Genomic DNA, 13,761 nt, shown 5'->3' on the forward strand with positions numbered 1-13,761 from the left:
TTTACTGTACCCTTGCAATATGGTACTGATTATTTACTTTTACGGCAACAGCGTCCGCCGGATTGGTGTCGGAGATCTCATACACATCCATATAGAACCAGCGTTCCCGTTGCTGCCCGGCAGAAGTACCGGCCCAATCAATTCTGTTCAGTTCTTCCTTTGATAGAGGGCGCTTGCTGTCCATGTCAAAAGTTACGGTTTTGTTCAAAATATCCAGATACGCCCCAAGCTGTTCTGTCGGCACGGTTTCCTCTGTTACCTGATAAATACGATCTCCATAAGTCAGTTGTGTTGCGTTTTGTGGATTAACTTCATAACTGCTGCTTGTATTTTCAGCGGCAACTTTGAAATCAAAAATTACATCCTCTGCTGTAAGCTGGTCGCTCGGCACCGCTTCATGGTAGCCGCCATTGACATCCACAATCAGGTGAGAGGCATTATTGGGGGCTGCATACACATTTAAAAACGGGATGATGTATTTGGCGTCCGGGGCTTTATCTGCCAGATCGGACAAGGTTTCAAAAGAGGCGGTTTCAATCGTTTCCTGAAGCAAAACAGTTCCGTCCTCGTCCACCGCTGCAAGCTGTCGGATGTACCCAAGCCATTCTCCAAGTCCATCATTGGAAACGGTGTTATCCAAAATAGTGTATGCCTCTCCTTTATAGGTAAACTGCGTCACATCTTCACTGACTAAGTGGCATTGCTCCTTGTCGCTAGAATATTCTCTGATCCCGTTTTGCAGGACAGAGCAGCCAGGCAGGACACAGCAGAGGCATACCATGAGAAACATCACCCGGAATAATTTCATTGTTTTATTCATTATTCTTTCGTCCCTCCCAACGAGAAAACCAATAGAGAATTGCAAGCAAAATGCCAACAGATAATATGGCAATCAAAAGCCACTGTGCAGCATTGGCAATCAGCCTGTCGTTCAAAACGTCATGCACCCAATTTACAGACCACGAAAAAGGAATGTACCGCCACAGGCCATGCAATTCAATGTTGCTGTATAAGATACATTGCAGACATTCAAACACGCCCCAAAACAGGGAAATGCCCAATCCAAATTTCAGACTAAGGAGCAGGTGTAGCGCATATATTACGAAGCTGCCCATTGCCAGCCCCAGCACGGATTGTATCAACATCCCCCACGGGATAGTCCCTGTTCGGTTCATTCCTGCCCCAATCGCAAATAGTACAAAAAGCAGCGCCAAGGAAAAGATGCCTGACAGATACAGGGCAGCAAACTTTGCCAGCAGTATTTTCCGGCGATCTGGCACCGCCAGCAGACTTTGAAAATGCGAGGTCCTTTCTTCCTGCGTGATATTCAGACCGACAATAACGCTTATCAAAAGTGGAAATACCATTGCCGTCAGTTCCAGAAGCAAACGTAATTTTTTCAATTCATCGACATTCTGATAAAGCAGGAAGTAAAATACAAACAGGATGGCCCCAGCTATAGGGATCACTGTATGAATACCCCAATAGGATGTGTGCCTCTGTTTCAGAAAATCGGCACGAACCAGAGCAATCATTCCCATTTACATCCCTTCTTTCTTTGAAAAATTGGCCGCATCCCAAAGAGTGAGCAGGACATACAGTATCACGGAGAATACCAGCGGCAGCAAAACGCTCCATGAAAAAGGATCGACACCTGCAAAGGTTCCGTTGCTTTCTATTCCCATAAGCAACTCCGCTGTTTTCGCAGCCCAGCAATAGGGACATACCCATGCAAGAGCTGTATTTCCAAGCAGGATAGGCATGAGAATACCCAGCAGAGAGTTGGCTGCAATCGGGAGAAACAAGCCAGTTTTCCGGGCCAAAAGCAGGCAAAGAGGGATTTGCCAGATTGAGGCAATTATCAAGGCAATACTTCCGGCAAAGTTTCGTCCCGCAGAATACACAGCCAGAGCCGGGGAGATCAAATTGCTTACTGCGACAAAAACGGCCAAGAATACCGCAGCCACAAGTAGTTTCTCGATCATGAGCAATGCTTTTGCATATTCAAACCGTTTCAGGTTGATAGGCGCAGATAATACAGAATAATACTTTCCGGCCCGTTCTTCTTTCTGATGGGCAAGTGAACACAGGATAGCAATAGTTCCGGGAAGAAGAAACGCATACCACCAGTAAAAGGTCATATACTGGAAGCCATAAAAACCGCCGATGATCCATGCAAAGAGGGCCGTCAAAAATGGTGCAATAAACAGTAGCTTATTTGAAATTGTCCGTTTGAATTTCAGGTGTTCTGCTTTCAAGTAATTCATTCCTTACACCTCCATTCGGTGGCGTTTTACCACATCCATAAATAGCTGTTCCAGATTTTCGCCGTTGCGAAGCTCATTCTCATATCCCAACACACCACCGGCAATAATACCCACATGGTCGGCAATCTGCTGGACTTCCGATAAAATGTGGCTGGACAAAATCACTGTAATCCCTTTTTCCGGGAAAGAACGGATCAACTCCCGTAATTCTTCGATACCTACCGGGTCAAGACCATTGGTCGGCTCGTCAAGAATTAAAAGTTGCGGGTTATTCAGCAAGGCGATGGCAATGCCAAGCCGCTGCTTCATACCGAGGGAAAATTGTCCGGCCCGCTTCTTCCCTGTATCGGTCAGACGGACAATGTGCAGGACTTCATCAATCCGATTATCCGGCAGCCCCAGCATCGTTGTCCGCACTTTCAGATTTTCGTATGCGGTCAGGTTTTCATATAAGGGCGGCGTTTCAATCAATGCACCGATCTGTGTCAAATCGCCACGCTGCCACGGATGACCGTCAAACTCGATACTGCCGGAAGTGGGCCGCAAAATACCTGTAATCATTTTTAGCGTGGTAGACTTGCCCGCCCCATTTGGCCCCAGAAGGCCATACACGGAATTTCTCTGAATGTTCAGCGATACATTATTTACAGCCATCTGCCCTTTGAAGTTTTTGCAGAGGTCAGTTGTTTTCAAGATCAAATCCATATCCTTTTATCCTTTCTCTCGATTTCAAAGATAGGATACAGGATAATTTTGAAGATTTCATAAAGATTTCAAAAGTGAATATCTTACGCCACACAGTTCCTTCTTAATCACTCCATATCCAGGAAATACCGGATATACCTCATCAGTTCCACTTCCAGTTCCTGGTACTAAAACTATGTCGCATATAAAATAAAGGATGCTGCTTTTACGCAACACCCTCTTGTTAATCTCATCATAAATTTACTTTTCTAATACGTCCTCAAACCGATACCCGACACCATATACGGTATGGAGATACCGGGGATGCCGTGTATCTTTCTCCAGCTTCTTCCGCAGGCTACTAATCAGACAGTAGGCACTGCTGTACATTTCTTCCCCTATATCCGTTTCTCCATAGATCATACGACAGATCTGCGCATAGGTATACACACGTCCCGGATGCCGGGCCATGACTGCGAGGACATCAAATTCTCTGGCAGTCAACAGCACCTCTTTTTCCTCCACCATAACCTTACGCTGGAGCATATCCAGGAAAAATCCCGGATATCGGATCTGTTGCGGCTCCATGTAGATTTTCACACCTTCCAGAGCCTGGAGCTTTCTCTTGAAGCTGCAGATCTCCGGCAGCCGTTCCTCTGGAAATTCAATCACCATTTGTTTCTTCAGAATGTTCCAGCTCCTTCCATCTCTTCAGTTTCTGGAAGCTCTGCTCACTGATGTCATGCTCGATCCTGCAGGCTTCCTGTTCCGCTGTGTCATCCTCCACACCTGCCTCAATCAGCCAGCTTTTAAAATAGCAGTGCCGTTCATAGATTGTCTCAGCCGTCTTACGGCCTTTTTCAGTTAAGTGAAGAAAATGGTCTTTATCTTTAACTAGGAAGCCGCCTTGCTCCAAAATTGACACAGCATTACACACACTGGGCTTTTTCACACCCAGATGCTGAGACACATCAACAGATCGAACCATTCCTTTTTTCTGCTGTAGAACAAAGATCGCTTCCAGATAATCTTCTCCGGATTCATGAAGTTTCATCTTTCATCTCCTTTTCCTTTGTGGCCCGAAGAATAATTCTAACTGCTGTTTATTTTGCAAATTCCAGCCGCCATGCCAACTCACTTCTCCATTTTCAATGAAAATGAAGTAATCACAGCATCTTTCTATCAATTCCGGGTCATGCGTAATAATGAACAATGTTTTTCCCGCTTTTTGCAATTTTCCAAGCACCTTTGCGACTTCCTCCATGTGGCGAAAGTCTAATCCGCTGGTCGGTTCATCAAAAATCATGATTTCCCGGCCAGATGCCACAGCGCTGGCTACTGCCACTCGTTGTTGCTGACCACCAGACAAAGACATAGGATGCCGTTCAGTAAATGGCGTCAAATTTAGATCAGATAAAATTTTCTCTGCTATTGGCCGATTTTCTTCTTCGTCTCCATCCATACTCAAAAGAACTTCATCCAACACATCTTCTGTAAAAAGTTGATGGCTTGGATTTTGCATCACCATATAACATTGATTGAGACGTTTTTTTCGTAAGTAAGTTTTCCCCTTTATCGTAATTGCCCCGGATGCCTTTTTTTCCAAACCACATAAGCAACGGGCGAAAGTTGTTTTTCCTGCGCCATTATTGCCTATAACCCCCACAATGCTGCCTTGTGGAATTACAAGATGTTCAACTTTTAACACTAAGCTCTCAGCATACGCAAATCGGAAATCGGATAAAATGATTTCGTCTTTGTTCTTTGCTGTAAAAGTGTGATGATTGTGGAATGTCACCGGGTAAAGAGAACGAAGTCCCATACGCGATATTTCATCCGGGGGGATTTTTCGGAAATCGGCCATTGAGAAGTCATTCTCAATCTGTCCGTCTTTCATGTAAAGAACGCGGTCTGCCAAATCCATTAAATAACTTAGTCTGTGTTCAGCAATTAAAATAGTTTTGCCTTGATTTTTCCAAAGTGTAATAACTTCTGCAAGTTCACGAATAGATTTTATATCCAGATTGGAAGATGGTTCATCTAATACAAAAATCTCCGGCTCCATCATGGCTGCCGACGCACAAGCTATTTTTTGCTTTTCTCCTCCTGAAAGCGCAAAGATACTTCTGTCCATCAACGTTTCAATATGCAGCTCCGCCACTGTTCTTTTCATCCGGGCGATAATCTCATTTTCCGCTATCCCCAAGTTTTCACATCCGAAAGCCAATTCAGAATTTGTATAAACGGCAAAAAACTGACTCCGTGGATTTTGAAATACCGAGCCTGTCAGAGAAGCAATTTCGTACAACGGTTTTTCTACAATACTTTTCCCATCAATAAAAACACGCCCTTCAAGCCGTCCCTCATAATAGTTTGGTATAAGTCCGTTTAACAGCCTGGTCAATGTGGTTTTCCCACAACCTGACTCACCGCAGAGCAGGACAACCTGTCCGTCCGGAATCGTAAAATTGATGTTATGAAGCTGTCCGGCATGATCGCCGTTTTCATAGGCAAAAGAAACATTTTGAAATTCAATCATGCCAACACCCCCAGCAGTCCAAATTTCCGTAAGATGGTCAGAATGAAAAGCACAGCACAAAATGCAACGAGAACTATGTCTAATGCCTTAAACCCAATCTTGCAGATATTAGTACGGCGTACTGGCGCTCCAAGTCCGCGGGTTAAAGCCGCCGCAGACAATTCCTCACCAATTTTAATAGAACAAATCATCATCGGAACAAACCGATATTCCAGCATTTTTACAGTTTTCTTCCCGCCAAAACGAATCCCCCGCATCCGCATAGCGTCACCAATCGCATGGTATTCCTCGCCTACCGTGGGGAAAAAGCGGAACATAACAGACAAAGGAATAATCAGCTTTTCTGTCAAATGAATACGTTGCATGGCAGCTACAAGCTCACTGACTGTTGTTGTACGAACGGTGTAATATCCCATTGCCAGTCCAGGCAAGACACGGGAAATAAAGCCACACAAAAAGAGCAAAATGAAATTTACAGCCCCGGTAGTCACAGGCACAACAAACTGTTCCCCAAAATAGCAGATCGTATAAATGATTACGCAAACGAGAGCCGCTTTCTTTTTTCCAAAACAGAAAAGCAGCAGAATGGGGATGGCGGTCAGCATTGGCTTTGTAACCAACGCAAGACCGCCGCCCTCGCCGCCGAGAACCAGAAAGCAAATAGTAATCAACACAATTAGTTTTGTGCGTGGATCGAGAGTAACTCCCTTTGTTTTTTTTGAGGCACTCAGCAATTCCCAGGACATTATGCTATTCCTGCTTTCTTGAAATGCTTTTTCAACAGGCTCTTTCCAATCAAACCACCCACAAGTCCGCTGATAAAGCAAACGATTAACAGCACAACCGCCATCCAATTTGGCAGGTAAGTTTGAATCGTATCGGCCCATGCCTGACCATAGCTTTCAACTGCGTGCTGAAAGTAAGCTTCTCTGGTTACAAATACCGCCATATAGTTGCCAATATACCAAAGGCTGAATACTCCATTTGTTACGATACTCATTTTTGCGCTGGAATATTTTCCAGCTTTCCATACAAGGTCAGCCAAAAGTCCAGCAATTACTCCTGTAATAAGGCTCCAATATCCCATACCAGTCAAAAGCATGACAAGGCCCATCAAAATGCCCATAATGGTAATCATGCCAAATTTTTTTGTTTTCGTCAGAAAGAGCATAAAGGGGATGCCTCCGACAATCGGGCAGATAATCGTCATTAGCGGATACATAATTGGAATCAGGCTTAAAAAAGCCAGCGCACAGGTAATGACAAGATAAATGGCTGAATAAATGCCAACTGTAACAAGGTCTTTTGCTCCAATCCGAGCCGTTTTCGTATTCATAGTAATCAATCCTCCTGATTTTTTGTGTTTATTGTCCATGTTTGACTATGCTGCTGTAATTCTACAAGATGGCGATATAATCCATCTTCCTCTATGAGTTTGGAAGGCGCACCTTGCTGAACAACTTTTCCCTGTTCCAGAACAACAACTTTATCTGCACCAGCAACAGTACGCATACGATGTGCAATAACAAGAACCGTCTTTCCTTTCGTTAGCCGGGTGATTGCGTTTTGCACAGAGGTTTCATTCTCCACATCAAGGGATGCTGTGGCCTCGTCGAGCAGAATAACAGGAGCATCCTTTAACAACGCCCTTGCAATGGAAATACGCTGACGCTCACCGCCGGACAGGGTAGAACCGTTTTCTCCAATCATCGTCTGATACCCTTGTGGGAAACGAGATATAAACTCGTCACAGCAGGCAGCCTTTGCAACCGCAATGACTTCTTCATCCGTGGCGTTTATTCGGCCAATACGGATATTCTCCATGATTGTATCGCTGAACAAAACTACATCCTGAAAAACAATCGAGTAATTGGAAAGCAGCGTTTCCGGTTCAACTGTCCTGATATTGATGCCGCCAAGTCGGATTTCTCCACCCGTTGCATCCCAAAAGCGGGCTGCCAGCTTTACGGCGGTACTTTTACCACTTCCAGATGGGCCGACTAAGGCTGTTACTTCTCCCTGCTTTGCTGTAAAGCTCACGTTTTTCAGAACAGTTTCTCCGTCCTGATAGGAAAAGGAAACATGGTCAAAGGTAATGTCATATCCTTTATTCGCACAGCTATCTGTTCCAGACAGCTCCGGCTGACTTTCCATTTCTTTCATACGCTTGATCTGCAGATTGGCGTTGAAGATTTCAGACAACTGCATCATAACGCCGCTTAGTGGTTCATATACCCTTGATGCTGCCAGCAAAAATAGTAAATAGGTAAAAAAATCTATACCGCCACCGATTAGCAAAGTAGTTCCCACTAAAATAACCAAAGGAAGGCCGAGTCTCAAAAGCATTTGAGCAGAGGTCAGCAACGTGCCGGAAGTAAGCTCTACTTTGACCGATGCATTGACCACATCCTGTAATTTTGTTTCAAGATCTGTCAAATACTTTTCTGTTTGATTACAGGTTTTAAGGTCAGCAATGTTGTCCAAAAACTCCTGAATACCATCGGCAGCAGCAAGCCTCGCCTCCATCCTTCTGGTTCCCATTTTATCTTGTATCTTTTTGCTGCCGACAATCAGCAGTAAGGCCACGGGCGCAACACAGAACAACGCCAGCGCCATGCGCCAGTCCATAGCAAACAAACCAATCATAATGAGAATAATACTGATAACAGAACCAATCATCTTTGGTATGGCACCAGAAAAAGTCCGTTCCAACTCATTGCAGTCACTCATCATGGAAGTAGTCATCTCTGCAAGGTCATGTTCTCCAAAATAAGACAGCGGGAGTTTGCGGAGTTTTTCTGCCAAAGTAATACGCCGTGTCGCGCTCTCTTCATAAGCTGCAATATAGGTACAGCGATATTCAATAAAATTCGCAATGAAAATGACAACAACGCTGACTACTGCAAGAACGGTATAGAGCCAAATGTTAGGACTATCGGCCTTTTCGCCTAAAAGGGGCTTACAAATTTCTTGCAAAAGCATAAGACACAGTGCCATCGGCACAAACAGACTAAGACTTGAAAACGCGGAGGCAGCACCGCCCTTTTTTAAGTCTGCCGCTCCTTTATCGCTAAGAGCAAACAATCGTTTAAGCATGAGCCACAACCTCCTTTCCCAAATTCCATGTAACGGACTTTTGATACTCCCGCCACATCTTTGCATACACACCATCCAACTTCAGCAATTTTTCGTGTGTTCCCATTTCAACGATTTTTCCATCATCCATAACAAGAATACAATCCGCATTTTGAACCGTAGTCAGTCTATGGGCAATCATCAGAACCGTTTTGCCGTTCATCAAATACTCAAATGCCTTTTGTATTTGGTACTCATTCTCGGCATCCGCAAAGGAAGTTGCCTCGTCTAAAATGATGATCGGTGCATTTTTCAAAACAGCCCTTGCCAAAGCAAGCCGCTGCACTTCGCCTCCAGAAAGATAGACTCCCTCTGTTCCGATGGTTGTATGAATACCTTGCGGAAATTTCTGAACTATATCATCGCATTGTGCCTGATGGAGTGCTGCCAAGACTTCGGCCTCTGTCGCGGTGGAACGGGCCATACGGACATTTTCTAAAATGCTGGTCTTAAACAGTCGTGTTGTTTGGAGTACAAATGCAATCTGTTCCGAAAGACGTTCTTCAGAAATATCCCGAACATCTACACCGCCTATTTTAATACTGCCTTCATCCACATCGTAAAAACGTGGAATAAGGCTGGCCGCCGTTGTTTTTCCAGAGCCGGATACTCCTACAAGCGCATAGGTCTTTCCAGACGGGAGTTCAAATGACAAATCATTTAACGCTGGTGTATGTGCCCCCGGATAAGTAAACGTGACATGGGAGAAAGTAACGTCATTCCCATCAGGCGCCATCGGCTGTTTTGCTTTGTCCAGCGGCTTTTCACCTAAAAGGGAATCAATTCTCTTGACGGCTTCTTCTGCCGCGATTTTATAAGAGGACACATACATGATCTTGTTAATCATTCCTGCACAGGCTGGCGTGAACAGAATATAAAACAGCCAGTCGATCACAAACCCCCGGTAATCTGCGGCCCCGGAAAGGAATAGCAGACCAAAGGGAATTAAAAGTAAAAATGACGCATTGATTAACGCGTAAAAAATACTCATAGGCCATTCACAGACAAGAGCAAAGGCTGTAATGTTTTCTTTGTAGTTCAGAATAGAACGGTAAAAACTTTTGAAAGAATAAATAGTCTGCTGAAATACTTTTACAACAGGGATGCCCCGCACATACTCGACAGCTTCGCGGTTCATTGTTTCCCCTGCATCCTGCACTTGTTTGATGTATTTTGGAGCGGTAGTTCCCATGACAGCGCCCTGCACGACAAACCCCAAAGCCAGAGGAATTAAACTAAGCAGACCCAGCCGCCAATCAAAAATAAATAAAAACGCCAAAATAGTAAAAGGCGTAATAAAAGCTCCCACTAAATCTGGTAACTGATGAGCGATAAATGCTTCTGTGGAGTCAGAGTTTTCATCAATCACTTTGCGGATCTTGCCGCTGCCCTGACTGCCAAAAAATCCAAGAGGCAATGTCGTCAGGTGCTGTAAAACGGTCATTTTCATGTTTTTTGCAACGCTAAAAGCCGCCAGATGGGAACAAAGCAGCGCAATGTAGTAGAGCAAAAAACCACCCGCAGCAAACGCCACAGCAAGCCACGCATATTGCATCAGAGCAGAAATAGAAACTTGACTGAGATCAGGAAGAGCGGTAAATATTTCTTTTGCTACAAACCAAAGCCAAATGAACGGGCAAAGCGAAAGAACCGTACTGATTGCAGATAACACGCAGGAAAGAAAAACTAAGTATTTCTTGGTTCCTGCAAATTGCATCAGGCGTGATATTCCACTTGCCTGCTTTTTTTGTGCCATAGATGGACACCCCTTTCCAAATGCGATTTGCATTTTCTCTTTATTTGTGTTATTCTATCGGTTAGACATCACTAACACATCTCTACATTAGCGTCATTTTATACTTTGGTCAATATGGTTAACGGCCTTTGTGCTGACAGCCGAAAGGTTCGTGCCAGAAGCCGAAAAAGGGGGCATTACTTTTGGAAAATATCATAGAGCAGATATTTGAACCTCAATTCAGGCAAATATCTTTACGCCCTGTTTCTGGTAACAATCAGATTAAAGGCAGTGGCATCACTTATCGTCCCACGCCGGATGTGGGGGAGGGATATTATTGGGTGCAACCAATTCGTAATTTGTGTGCGGTTACAATCGCTGATTTGACTTTTAAGAAAGAAGTAGAATTAAATTACGAACACCCTTCTTTCCTTGCAGTAGGCAATTATGCGCCGCCATTAGTACCACATTTTCAAGGGAACACTGTGGCCTCTTATTCTGCCCGGTGTGTACGGACAGAAAATCATCTGGTCGGTTATATCAACAACGCCTCAAGGTTTCGTGCTGGAATATCCGAGGGCGGTACAATGCGCTGTGTATCTGTAACGATGCTGCCGGGATATTTTCGCTCCTTTCTCCCGAAATGTTTTTCAGTAGACCATCAGGAGCTTGTTCACTCTGTCGAAGGATTGGCTGGTATGGTAACGATGCCGGAGCTTGAATATCTGTTCGCTCAAATCTGTCGCGTCAACCCATCGGCTAAATACGGCGGACTTTATTTTGAGAGCAAGGTACTGGAATTACTTTCGTTGATACAGATACAGCAAGAACAGCAAAAGGTATTTCCTGATACATTAGCATTAGATGAAGATACGATTGCCATGATACATCGTTTAGCAGCCTTTTTGCAAAACCATTGCGATCAGCACCTTACACTTGAAACGTTAGGTAAGATTTTTTATACCAATAAAAACAAACTCTCTTATCTCTTTCGTTTGGTTTATAGCGAAAGCATCCCTGATTATATTCAAAAAATGCGTTTAGAGAAGGCGCAAAAACAACTGGAACATCCAGGGATTAGTATTTATGAAATTGCCCATTCCATAGGGTTCAAAAATCAAGGCAGTTTTTCAGATTGGTTTAGAAAAGAAACAGGATTTTCGCCATCCGAATATCGCAACAAGACCAACGGGTGGGATTGACAAAATGAAAGACCGAAATACAAGCAAACACTTATGCTTGTGTTTCGGCCTTTTGCCTATGCTAAATATATATCAATTCATTTTCTATAATTTCCTCCACCTGTGCTTTCAGCGTATTCATCAGCCCCACCCACTGCATAGGGTCGCGGGCTTTCAATTCCTCGGTAACTCCCGCCGCCTCCATCATGCGGGGCAACATGGCGTCCATCTTTGTAACATAATCTGTAATAGCGTACCTATCTAATACCGGGCAGCTTACACCGCCCGGTCCCTTCTTAATTACTCCACATCCCGGAAATACCGGATGCACTTCATCAGCTCCACTGCCAGCTCCTGATACAGATCTTCATCAAATCTTCTGTTCACCAATGAATACTTAATCAACAGCGGCCTGTACATTGCAAAAATTTCTGCTCTTGCTTCCATGTCCCCAGCTTTTGCCCGGTATAATAATTCATCAAAGCTCATTCTTTTTATCCCCCAATCTTTTGCGTATTTTACGGATTGCATAGAAGTACGCATCCTTGCAGCGCTCTGCTGTCATCCCGGTCATCTCGCCAATCTTTTTAAATGAGCGCTCCTCAAATACGTGAAGATAGATCAGCTCCCGTTCTTTCTCATTGAGCATCAGCAGCGATTTCACAAGTTTTTCATCCGAGAGTTCGTTCCACTCCGGGAACTCACCTGCAGCCTCTTTGAGCAGAATCTCTTCCCGCTCCTGGTTCTCCCTCATTTCTTCAAATGTGATCCGTTCTTCAATCTCCGCAATTTCCTCCATCAAGAAGGAGTCCTTCTCTGTCCGGATTTTTTTGTCCAGGTAACTGCTCCTGCGCCCTTTGATAAACTCCAGTAAGTATGCCGTAAAATGGTTCTTTGTCCGATCTCCTGAATAGGTATGTTTTTCATTCATATGTGATTCCTCCTGAATTTCATCTGTAGTTCCAAAGAAATTCAGAAGGCCGGCGGCGAGCGGCACCCTGGCAGTCTTTCGTTCCGTTCCCACGGCAAAAAAATAAGACCGAAAGCTGCCAACGGCAGCCCGATCCTATCCGGCGGATTTAACTTTACATGAGAACACGCAGTATATGTGGTCAGAACCAACACATATACTGCGTGTAAAAGAGTTTCTTCACCTGCAAAAAGAAGCAGGATTTTTTTGAAATTGTTTCAGATAGCGTCTGATCCATCCGGCTGTTCACACCTTATCTTCCGTAGATTCCCCCTCTATGTATGCGTTATATCGCCTATCAACACGCACGATAGCGCATTTCATATACCGCTTGTCTGCGGTAAAATATATGCAGGAAATGAGGTGATTGGATGTATAGACAACGATTGGGGGATGCTGTAAGAGAAGCCAGAATGAATTTGGAATTATCGCAGAATACGCTCGCTGAACGGTCCCACGTATCCCTTCGTACTATTTCAGATATTGAAACTTATAAGGCGAACCCTCGTTTTGACAGTCTCTGCTCCCTGGCGTCCTATCTGAACATTTCTATTGATGCGGTGATCAAAGACCGTAAGAACAATAGCGGCAGTACGACGATGCAGCAGATCTTGATAGAATTGGAGTCTTGCTCAGAAGAAGAGCAGGTAATTGTGCTGCAAACGCTGCGAGGCCTCTTGAAAGGACTACATACCCGGACAGAGAACCCCACATAACCACCTCTTCTGCCATTGTAAGATACACTTCTCGGAAATCTTTATAAAAGTTCTATGGATTTTCTATGGAAATTCTGAAAAAACGGTGAAAAAGAGGGAGAACCCATGCGAGTTCTCCCCAAAGACCTGTATCACATATTTCTAAATGCTGCCATGGCATCCGCAATATCCTGCATCGTTCTTTCATCAATCGGAGGGCCTTCTTCGTTCAGATCCTCAATCACGGCCTCTGTAGACTGCTTATCTGCCTCCGGTTGCCTCTGCTGGCTCGTTGAAGTTCCAGCGTCTGAAGCAGGAGTCTGGGCAGTGATTCGCTGCATTTCCTGCCGTACCAGAAGACGCACCATCGCCTGGATGTTTTCCTGGGAGACTCCAGTATCTTCACCAGACTTCTTCCCCATATACTGCAGAACGGCTTCCGCAATCAGGGCCGCCTTTTTCTCCGTCCCGTTCAGGATCTCTACGACTTCCAAATGCTCCGGATTTTTCTTGTCAAACCCTATCGTAAATACATATGGATTTTTCTTTCCCACA

The 13,761-nt window shown here is 44.5% G+C and carries 16 protein-coding genes and 1 pseudogene; 2 read left to right on the top strand and 15 right to left on the bottom strand.

The features are described from left to right. Position 1 precedes the first annotated feature (1 nt). The 11 genes from EFA47_RS17490 to EFA47_RS17540 form a co-directional block, all read right to left on the bottom strand. Entirely contained in the window at positions 2 to 820 is an 819-nt protein-coding gene (locus EFA47_RS17490) for a NisI/SpaI family lantibiotic immunity lipoprotein (RefSeq protein WP_122644331.1), read from the bottom strand. Further along, positions 813 to 1,541: a lantibiotic immunity ABC transporter MutG family permease subunit gene (locus EFA47_RS17495; RefSeq protein WP_122644332.1), complete on the bottom strand. Its 729-nt coding sequence runs from the start codon at positions 1,539 to 1,541 to the stop codon at positions 813 to 815. The genes EFA47_RS17490 and EFA47_RS17495 overlap by 8 nt, the downstream gene beginning before the upstream one ends. Then, on the bottom strand, positions 1,542 to 2,267 hold the full coding sequence (locus EFA47_RS17500; protein WP_122644333.1) for a lantibiotic immunity ABC transporter MutE/EpiE family permease subunit: 726 nt from the start codon (positions 2,265 to 2,267) through the stop codon (positions 1,542 to 1,544). Between the two features lie 3 nt (positions 2,268 to 2,270). Then, on the bottom strand, positions 2,271 to 2,972 hold the full coding sequence (locus EFA47_RS17505) for a lantibiotic protection ABC transporter ATP-binding protein (protein WP_122644334.1): 702 nt from the start codon (positions 2,970 to 2,972) through the stop codon (positions 2,271 to 2,273). Positions 2,973 to 3,212: 240 nt separating this feature from the next. Further along, positions 3,213 to 3,626, bottom strand: coding sequence for a winged helix-turn-helix domain-containing protein (locus EFA47_RS17510; protein ID WP_087200850.1), 414 nt, complete (start codon positions 3,624 to 3,626; stop codon positions 3,213 to 3,215). Then, positions 3,616 to 4,005: a metal-dependent transcriptional regulator gene (locus EFA47_RS17515; RefSeq protein WP_087200848.1), complete on the bottom strand. Its 390-nt coding sequence runs from the start codon at positions 4,003 to 4,005 to the stop codon at positions 3,616 to 3,618. The genes EFA47_RS17510 and EFA47_RS17515 overlap by 11 nt, the downstream gene beginning before the upstream one ends. 3 nt (positions 4,006 to 4,008) lie before the next feature. Next, positions 4,009 to 5,490 (bottom strand): ABC transporter ATP-binding protein, encoded by a 1,482-nt coding sequence (locus tag EFA47_RS17520; protein ID WP_087200846.1) that lies wholly within the window; start codon positions 5,488 to 5,490, stop codon positions 4,009 to 4,011. Further along, on the bottom strand, positions 5,487 to 6,236 hold the full coding sequence (locus tag EFA47_RS17525; RefSeq protein ID WP_087200843.1) for an energy-coupling factor transporter transmembrane component T: 750 nt from the start codon (positions 6,234 to 6,236) through the stop codon (positions 5,487 to 5,489). The genes EFA47_RS17520 and EFA47_RS17525 overlap by 4 nt, the downstream gene beginning before the upstream one ends. After that, the gene (locus EFA47_RS17530) at positions 6,236 to 6,826 is read right to left on the bottom strand and encodes an MptD family putative ECF transporter S component (RefSeq protein WP_087200840.1); all 591 of its coding nucleotides are present in this window, start codon (positions 6,824 to 6,826) and stop codon (positions 6,236 to 6,238) included. The genes EFA47_RS17525 and EFA47_RS17530 overlap by 1 nt, the downstream gene beginning before the upstream one ends. A 5-nt stretch (positions 6,827 to 6,831) precedes the next feature. Further along, a complete protein-coding gene (locus tag EFA47_RS17535; RefSeq protein ID WP_087200838.1) occupies positions 6,832 to 8,595 on the bottom strand; it encodes an ABC transporter ATP-binding protein in 1,764 nt (587 codons plus the stop codon). Further along, complete coding sequence (locus EFA47_RS17540; protein WP_087200835.1) at positions 8,579 to 10,381, bottom strand: ABC transporter ATP-binding protein; 1,803 nt, start codon at positions 10,379 to 10,381, stop codon at positions 8,579 to 8,581. The genes EFA47_RS17535 and EFA47_RS17540 overlap by 17 nt, the downstream gene beginning before the upstream one ends. A gap of 182 nt (positions 10,382 to 10,563) precedes the next feature. On the opposite strand from EFA47_RS17540, the gene EFA47_RS17545 reads away from it, so the two are divergent. After that, positions 10,564 to 11,562: a helix-turn-helix domain-containing protein gene (locus EFA47_RS17545; protein ID WP_087200834.1), complete on the top strand. Its 999-nt coding sequence runs from the start codon at positions 10,564 to 10,566 to the stop codon at positions 11,560 to 11,562. A 61-nt stretch (positions 11,563 to 11,623) separates the two neighbouring features. On the opposite strand, the pseudogene EFA47_RS17550 reads toward EFA47_RS17545, so the two are convergent. The 3 genes and pseudogenes from EFA47_RS17550 to EFA47_RS17560 form a co-directional block, all read right to left on the bottom strand. Continuing rightward, positions 11,624 to 11,773, bottom strand: a pseudogene (locus EFA47_RS17550) (TnpV protein); the annotation flags it as partial. Positions 11,774 to 11,841: 68 nt separating this feature from the next. Next, the gene (locus EFA47_RS17555) at positions 11,842 to 12,030 is read right to left on the bottom strand and encodes a helix-turn-helix domain-containing protein (RefSeq protein ID WP_087200830.1); all 189 of its coding nucleotides are present in this window, start codon (positions 12,028 to 12,030) and stop codon (positions 11,842 to 11,844) included. Beyond that, positions 12,020 to 12,472 carry a sigma-70 family RNA polymerase sigma factor gene (locus EFA47_RS17560; protein ID WP_122644335.1) on the bottom strand — a complete coding sequence of 151 codons (453 nt, stop codon included), beginning with the start codon at positions 12,470 to 12,472 and terminating at the stop codon, positions 12,020 to 12,022. The genes EFA47_RS17555 and EFA47_RS17560 overlap by 11 nt, the downstream gene beginning before the upstream one ends. Before the next feature lie 410 nt (positions 12,473 to 12,882). On the opposite strand from EFA47_RS17560, the gene EFA47_RS17565 reads away from it, so the two are divergent. Beyond that, positions 12,883 to 13,227 (top strand): helix-turn-helix domain-containing protein, encoded by a 345-nt coding sequence (locus EFA47_RS17565; RefSeq protein ID WP_087200826.1) that lies wholly within the window; start codon positions 12,883 to 12,885, stop codon positions 13,225 to 13,227. Between the two features lie 131 nt (positions 13,228 to 13,358). Here EFA47_RS17565 and EFA47_RS17570 read toward each other — a convergent pair whose 3' ends face one another. Continuing rightward, positions 13,359 to 13,760, bottom strand: a complete 402-nt coding sequence (locus tag EFA47_RS17570; RefSeq protein WP_087200823.1) for a hypothetical protein — start codon at positions 13,758 to 13,760, stop codon at positions 13,359 to 13,361. Position 13,761: the final 1 nt, after the last annotated feature.

Origin of the sequence: Luxibacter massiliensis (assembly GCF_900604355.1) — a bacterium.
Classification (GTDB): Bacteria; Bacillota; Clostridia; order Lachnospirales; family Lachnospiraceae; genus Luxibacter; species Luxibacter massiliensis.

Excerpts from the sequence above, each read along its gene's own strand:
- EFA47_RS17490 (WP_122644331.1), bottom strand. The coding sequence starts at position 820 with ATGAATAAAACAATGAAATTATTCCGGGTGATGTTTCTCATGGTATGC.
- EFA47_RS17495 (WP_122644332.1), bottom strand. The coding sequence starts at position 1,541 with ATGGGAATGATTGCTCTGGTTCGTGCCGATTTTCTGAAACAGAGGCAC.
- EFA47_RS17500 (WP_122644333.1), bottom strand. The coding sequence starts at position 2,267 with ATGAATTACTTGAAAGCAGAACACCTGAAATTCAAACGGACAATTTCA.
- EFA47_RS17505 (WP_122644334.1), bottom strand. The coding sequence starts at position 2,972 with ATGGATTTGATCTTGAAAACAACTGACCTCTGCAAAAACTTCAAAGGG.
- EFA47_RS17510 (WP_087200850.1), bottom strand. The coding sequence starts at position 3,626 with ATGGTGATTGAATTTCCAGAGGAACGGCTGCCGGAGATCTGCAGCTTC.
- EFA47_RS17515 (WP_087200848.1), bottom strand. The coding sequence starts at position 4,005 with ATGAAACTTCATGAATCCGGAGAAGATTATCTGGAAGCGATCTTTGTT.
- EFA47_RS17520 (WP_087200846.1), bottom strand. The coding sequence starts at position 5,490 with ATGATTGAATTTCAAAATGTTTCTTTTGCCTATGAAAACGGCGATCAT.
- EFA47_RS17525 (WP_087200843.1), bottom strand. The coding sequence starts at position 6,236 with ATGTCCTGGGAATTGCTGAGTGCCTCAAAAAAAACAAAGGGAGTTACT.
- EFA47_RS17530 (WP_087200840.1), bottom strand. The coding sequence starts at position 6,826 with ATGAATACGAAAACGGCTCGGATTGGAGCAAAAGACCTTGTTACAGTT.
- EFA47_RS17540 (WP_087200835.1), bottom strand. The coding sequence starts at position 10,381 with ATGGCACAAAAAAAGCAGGCAAGTGGAATATCACGCCTGATGCAATTT.
- EFA47_RS17555 (WP_087200830.1), bottom strand. The coding sequence starts at position 12,030 with ATGAGCTTTGATGAATTATTATACCGGGCAAAAGCTGGGGACATGGAA.
- EFA47_RS17560 (WP_122644335.1), bottom strand. The coding sequence starts at position 12,472 with ATGAATGAAAAACATACCTATTCAGGAGATCGGACAAAGAACCATTTT.
- EFA47_RS17565 (WP_087200826.1), top strand. The coding sequence starts at position 12,883 with ATGTATAGACAACGATTGGGGGATGCTGTAAGAGAAGCCAGAATGAAT.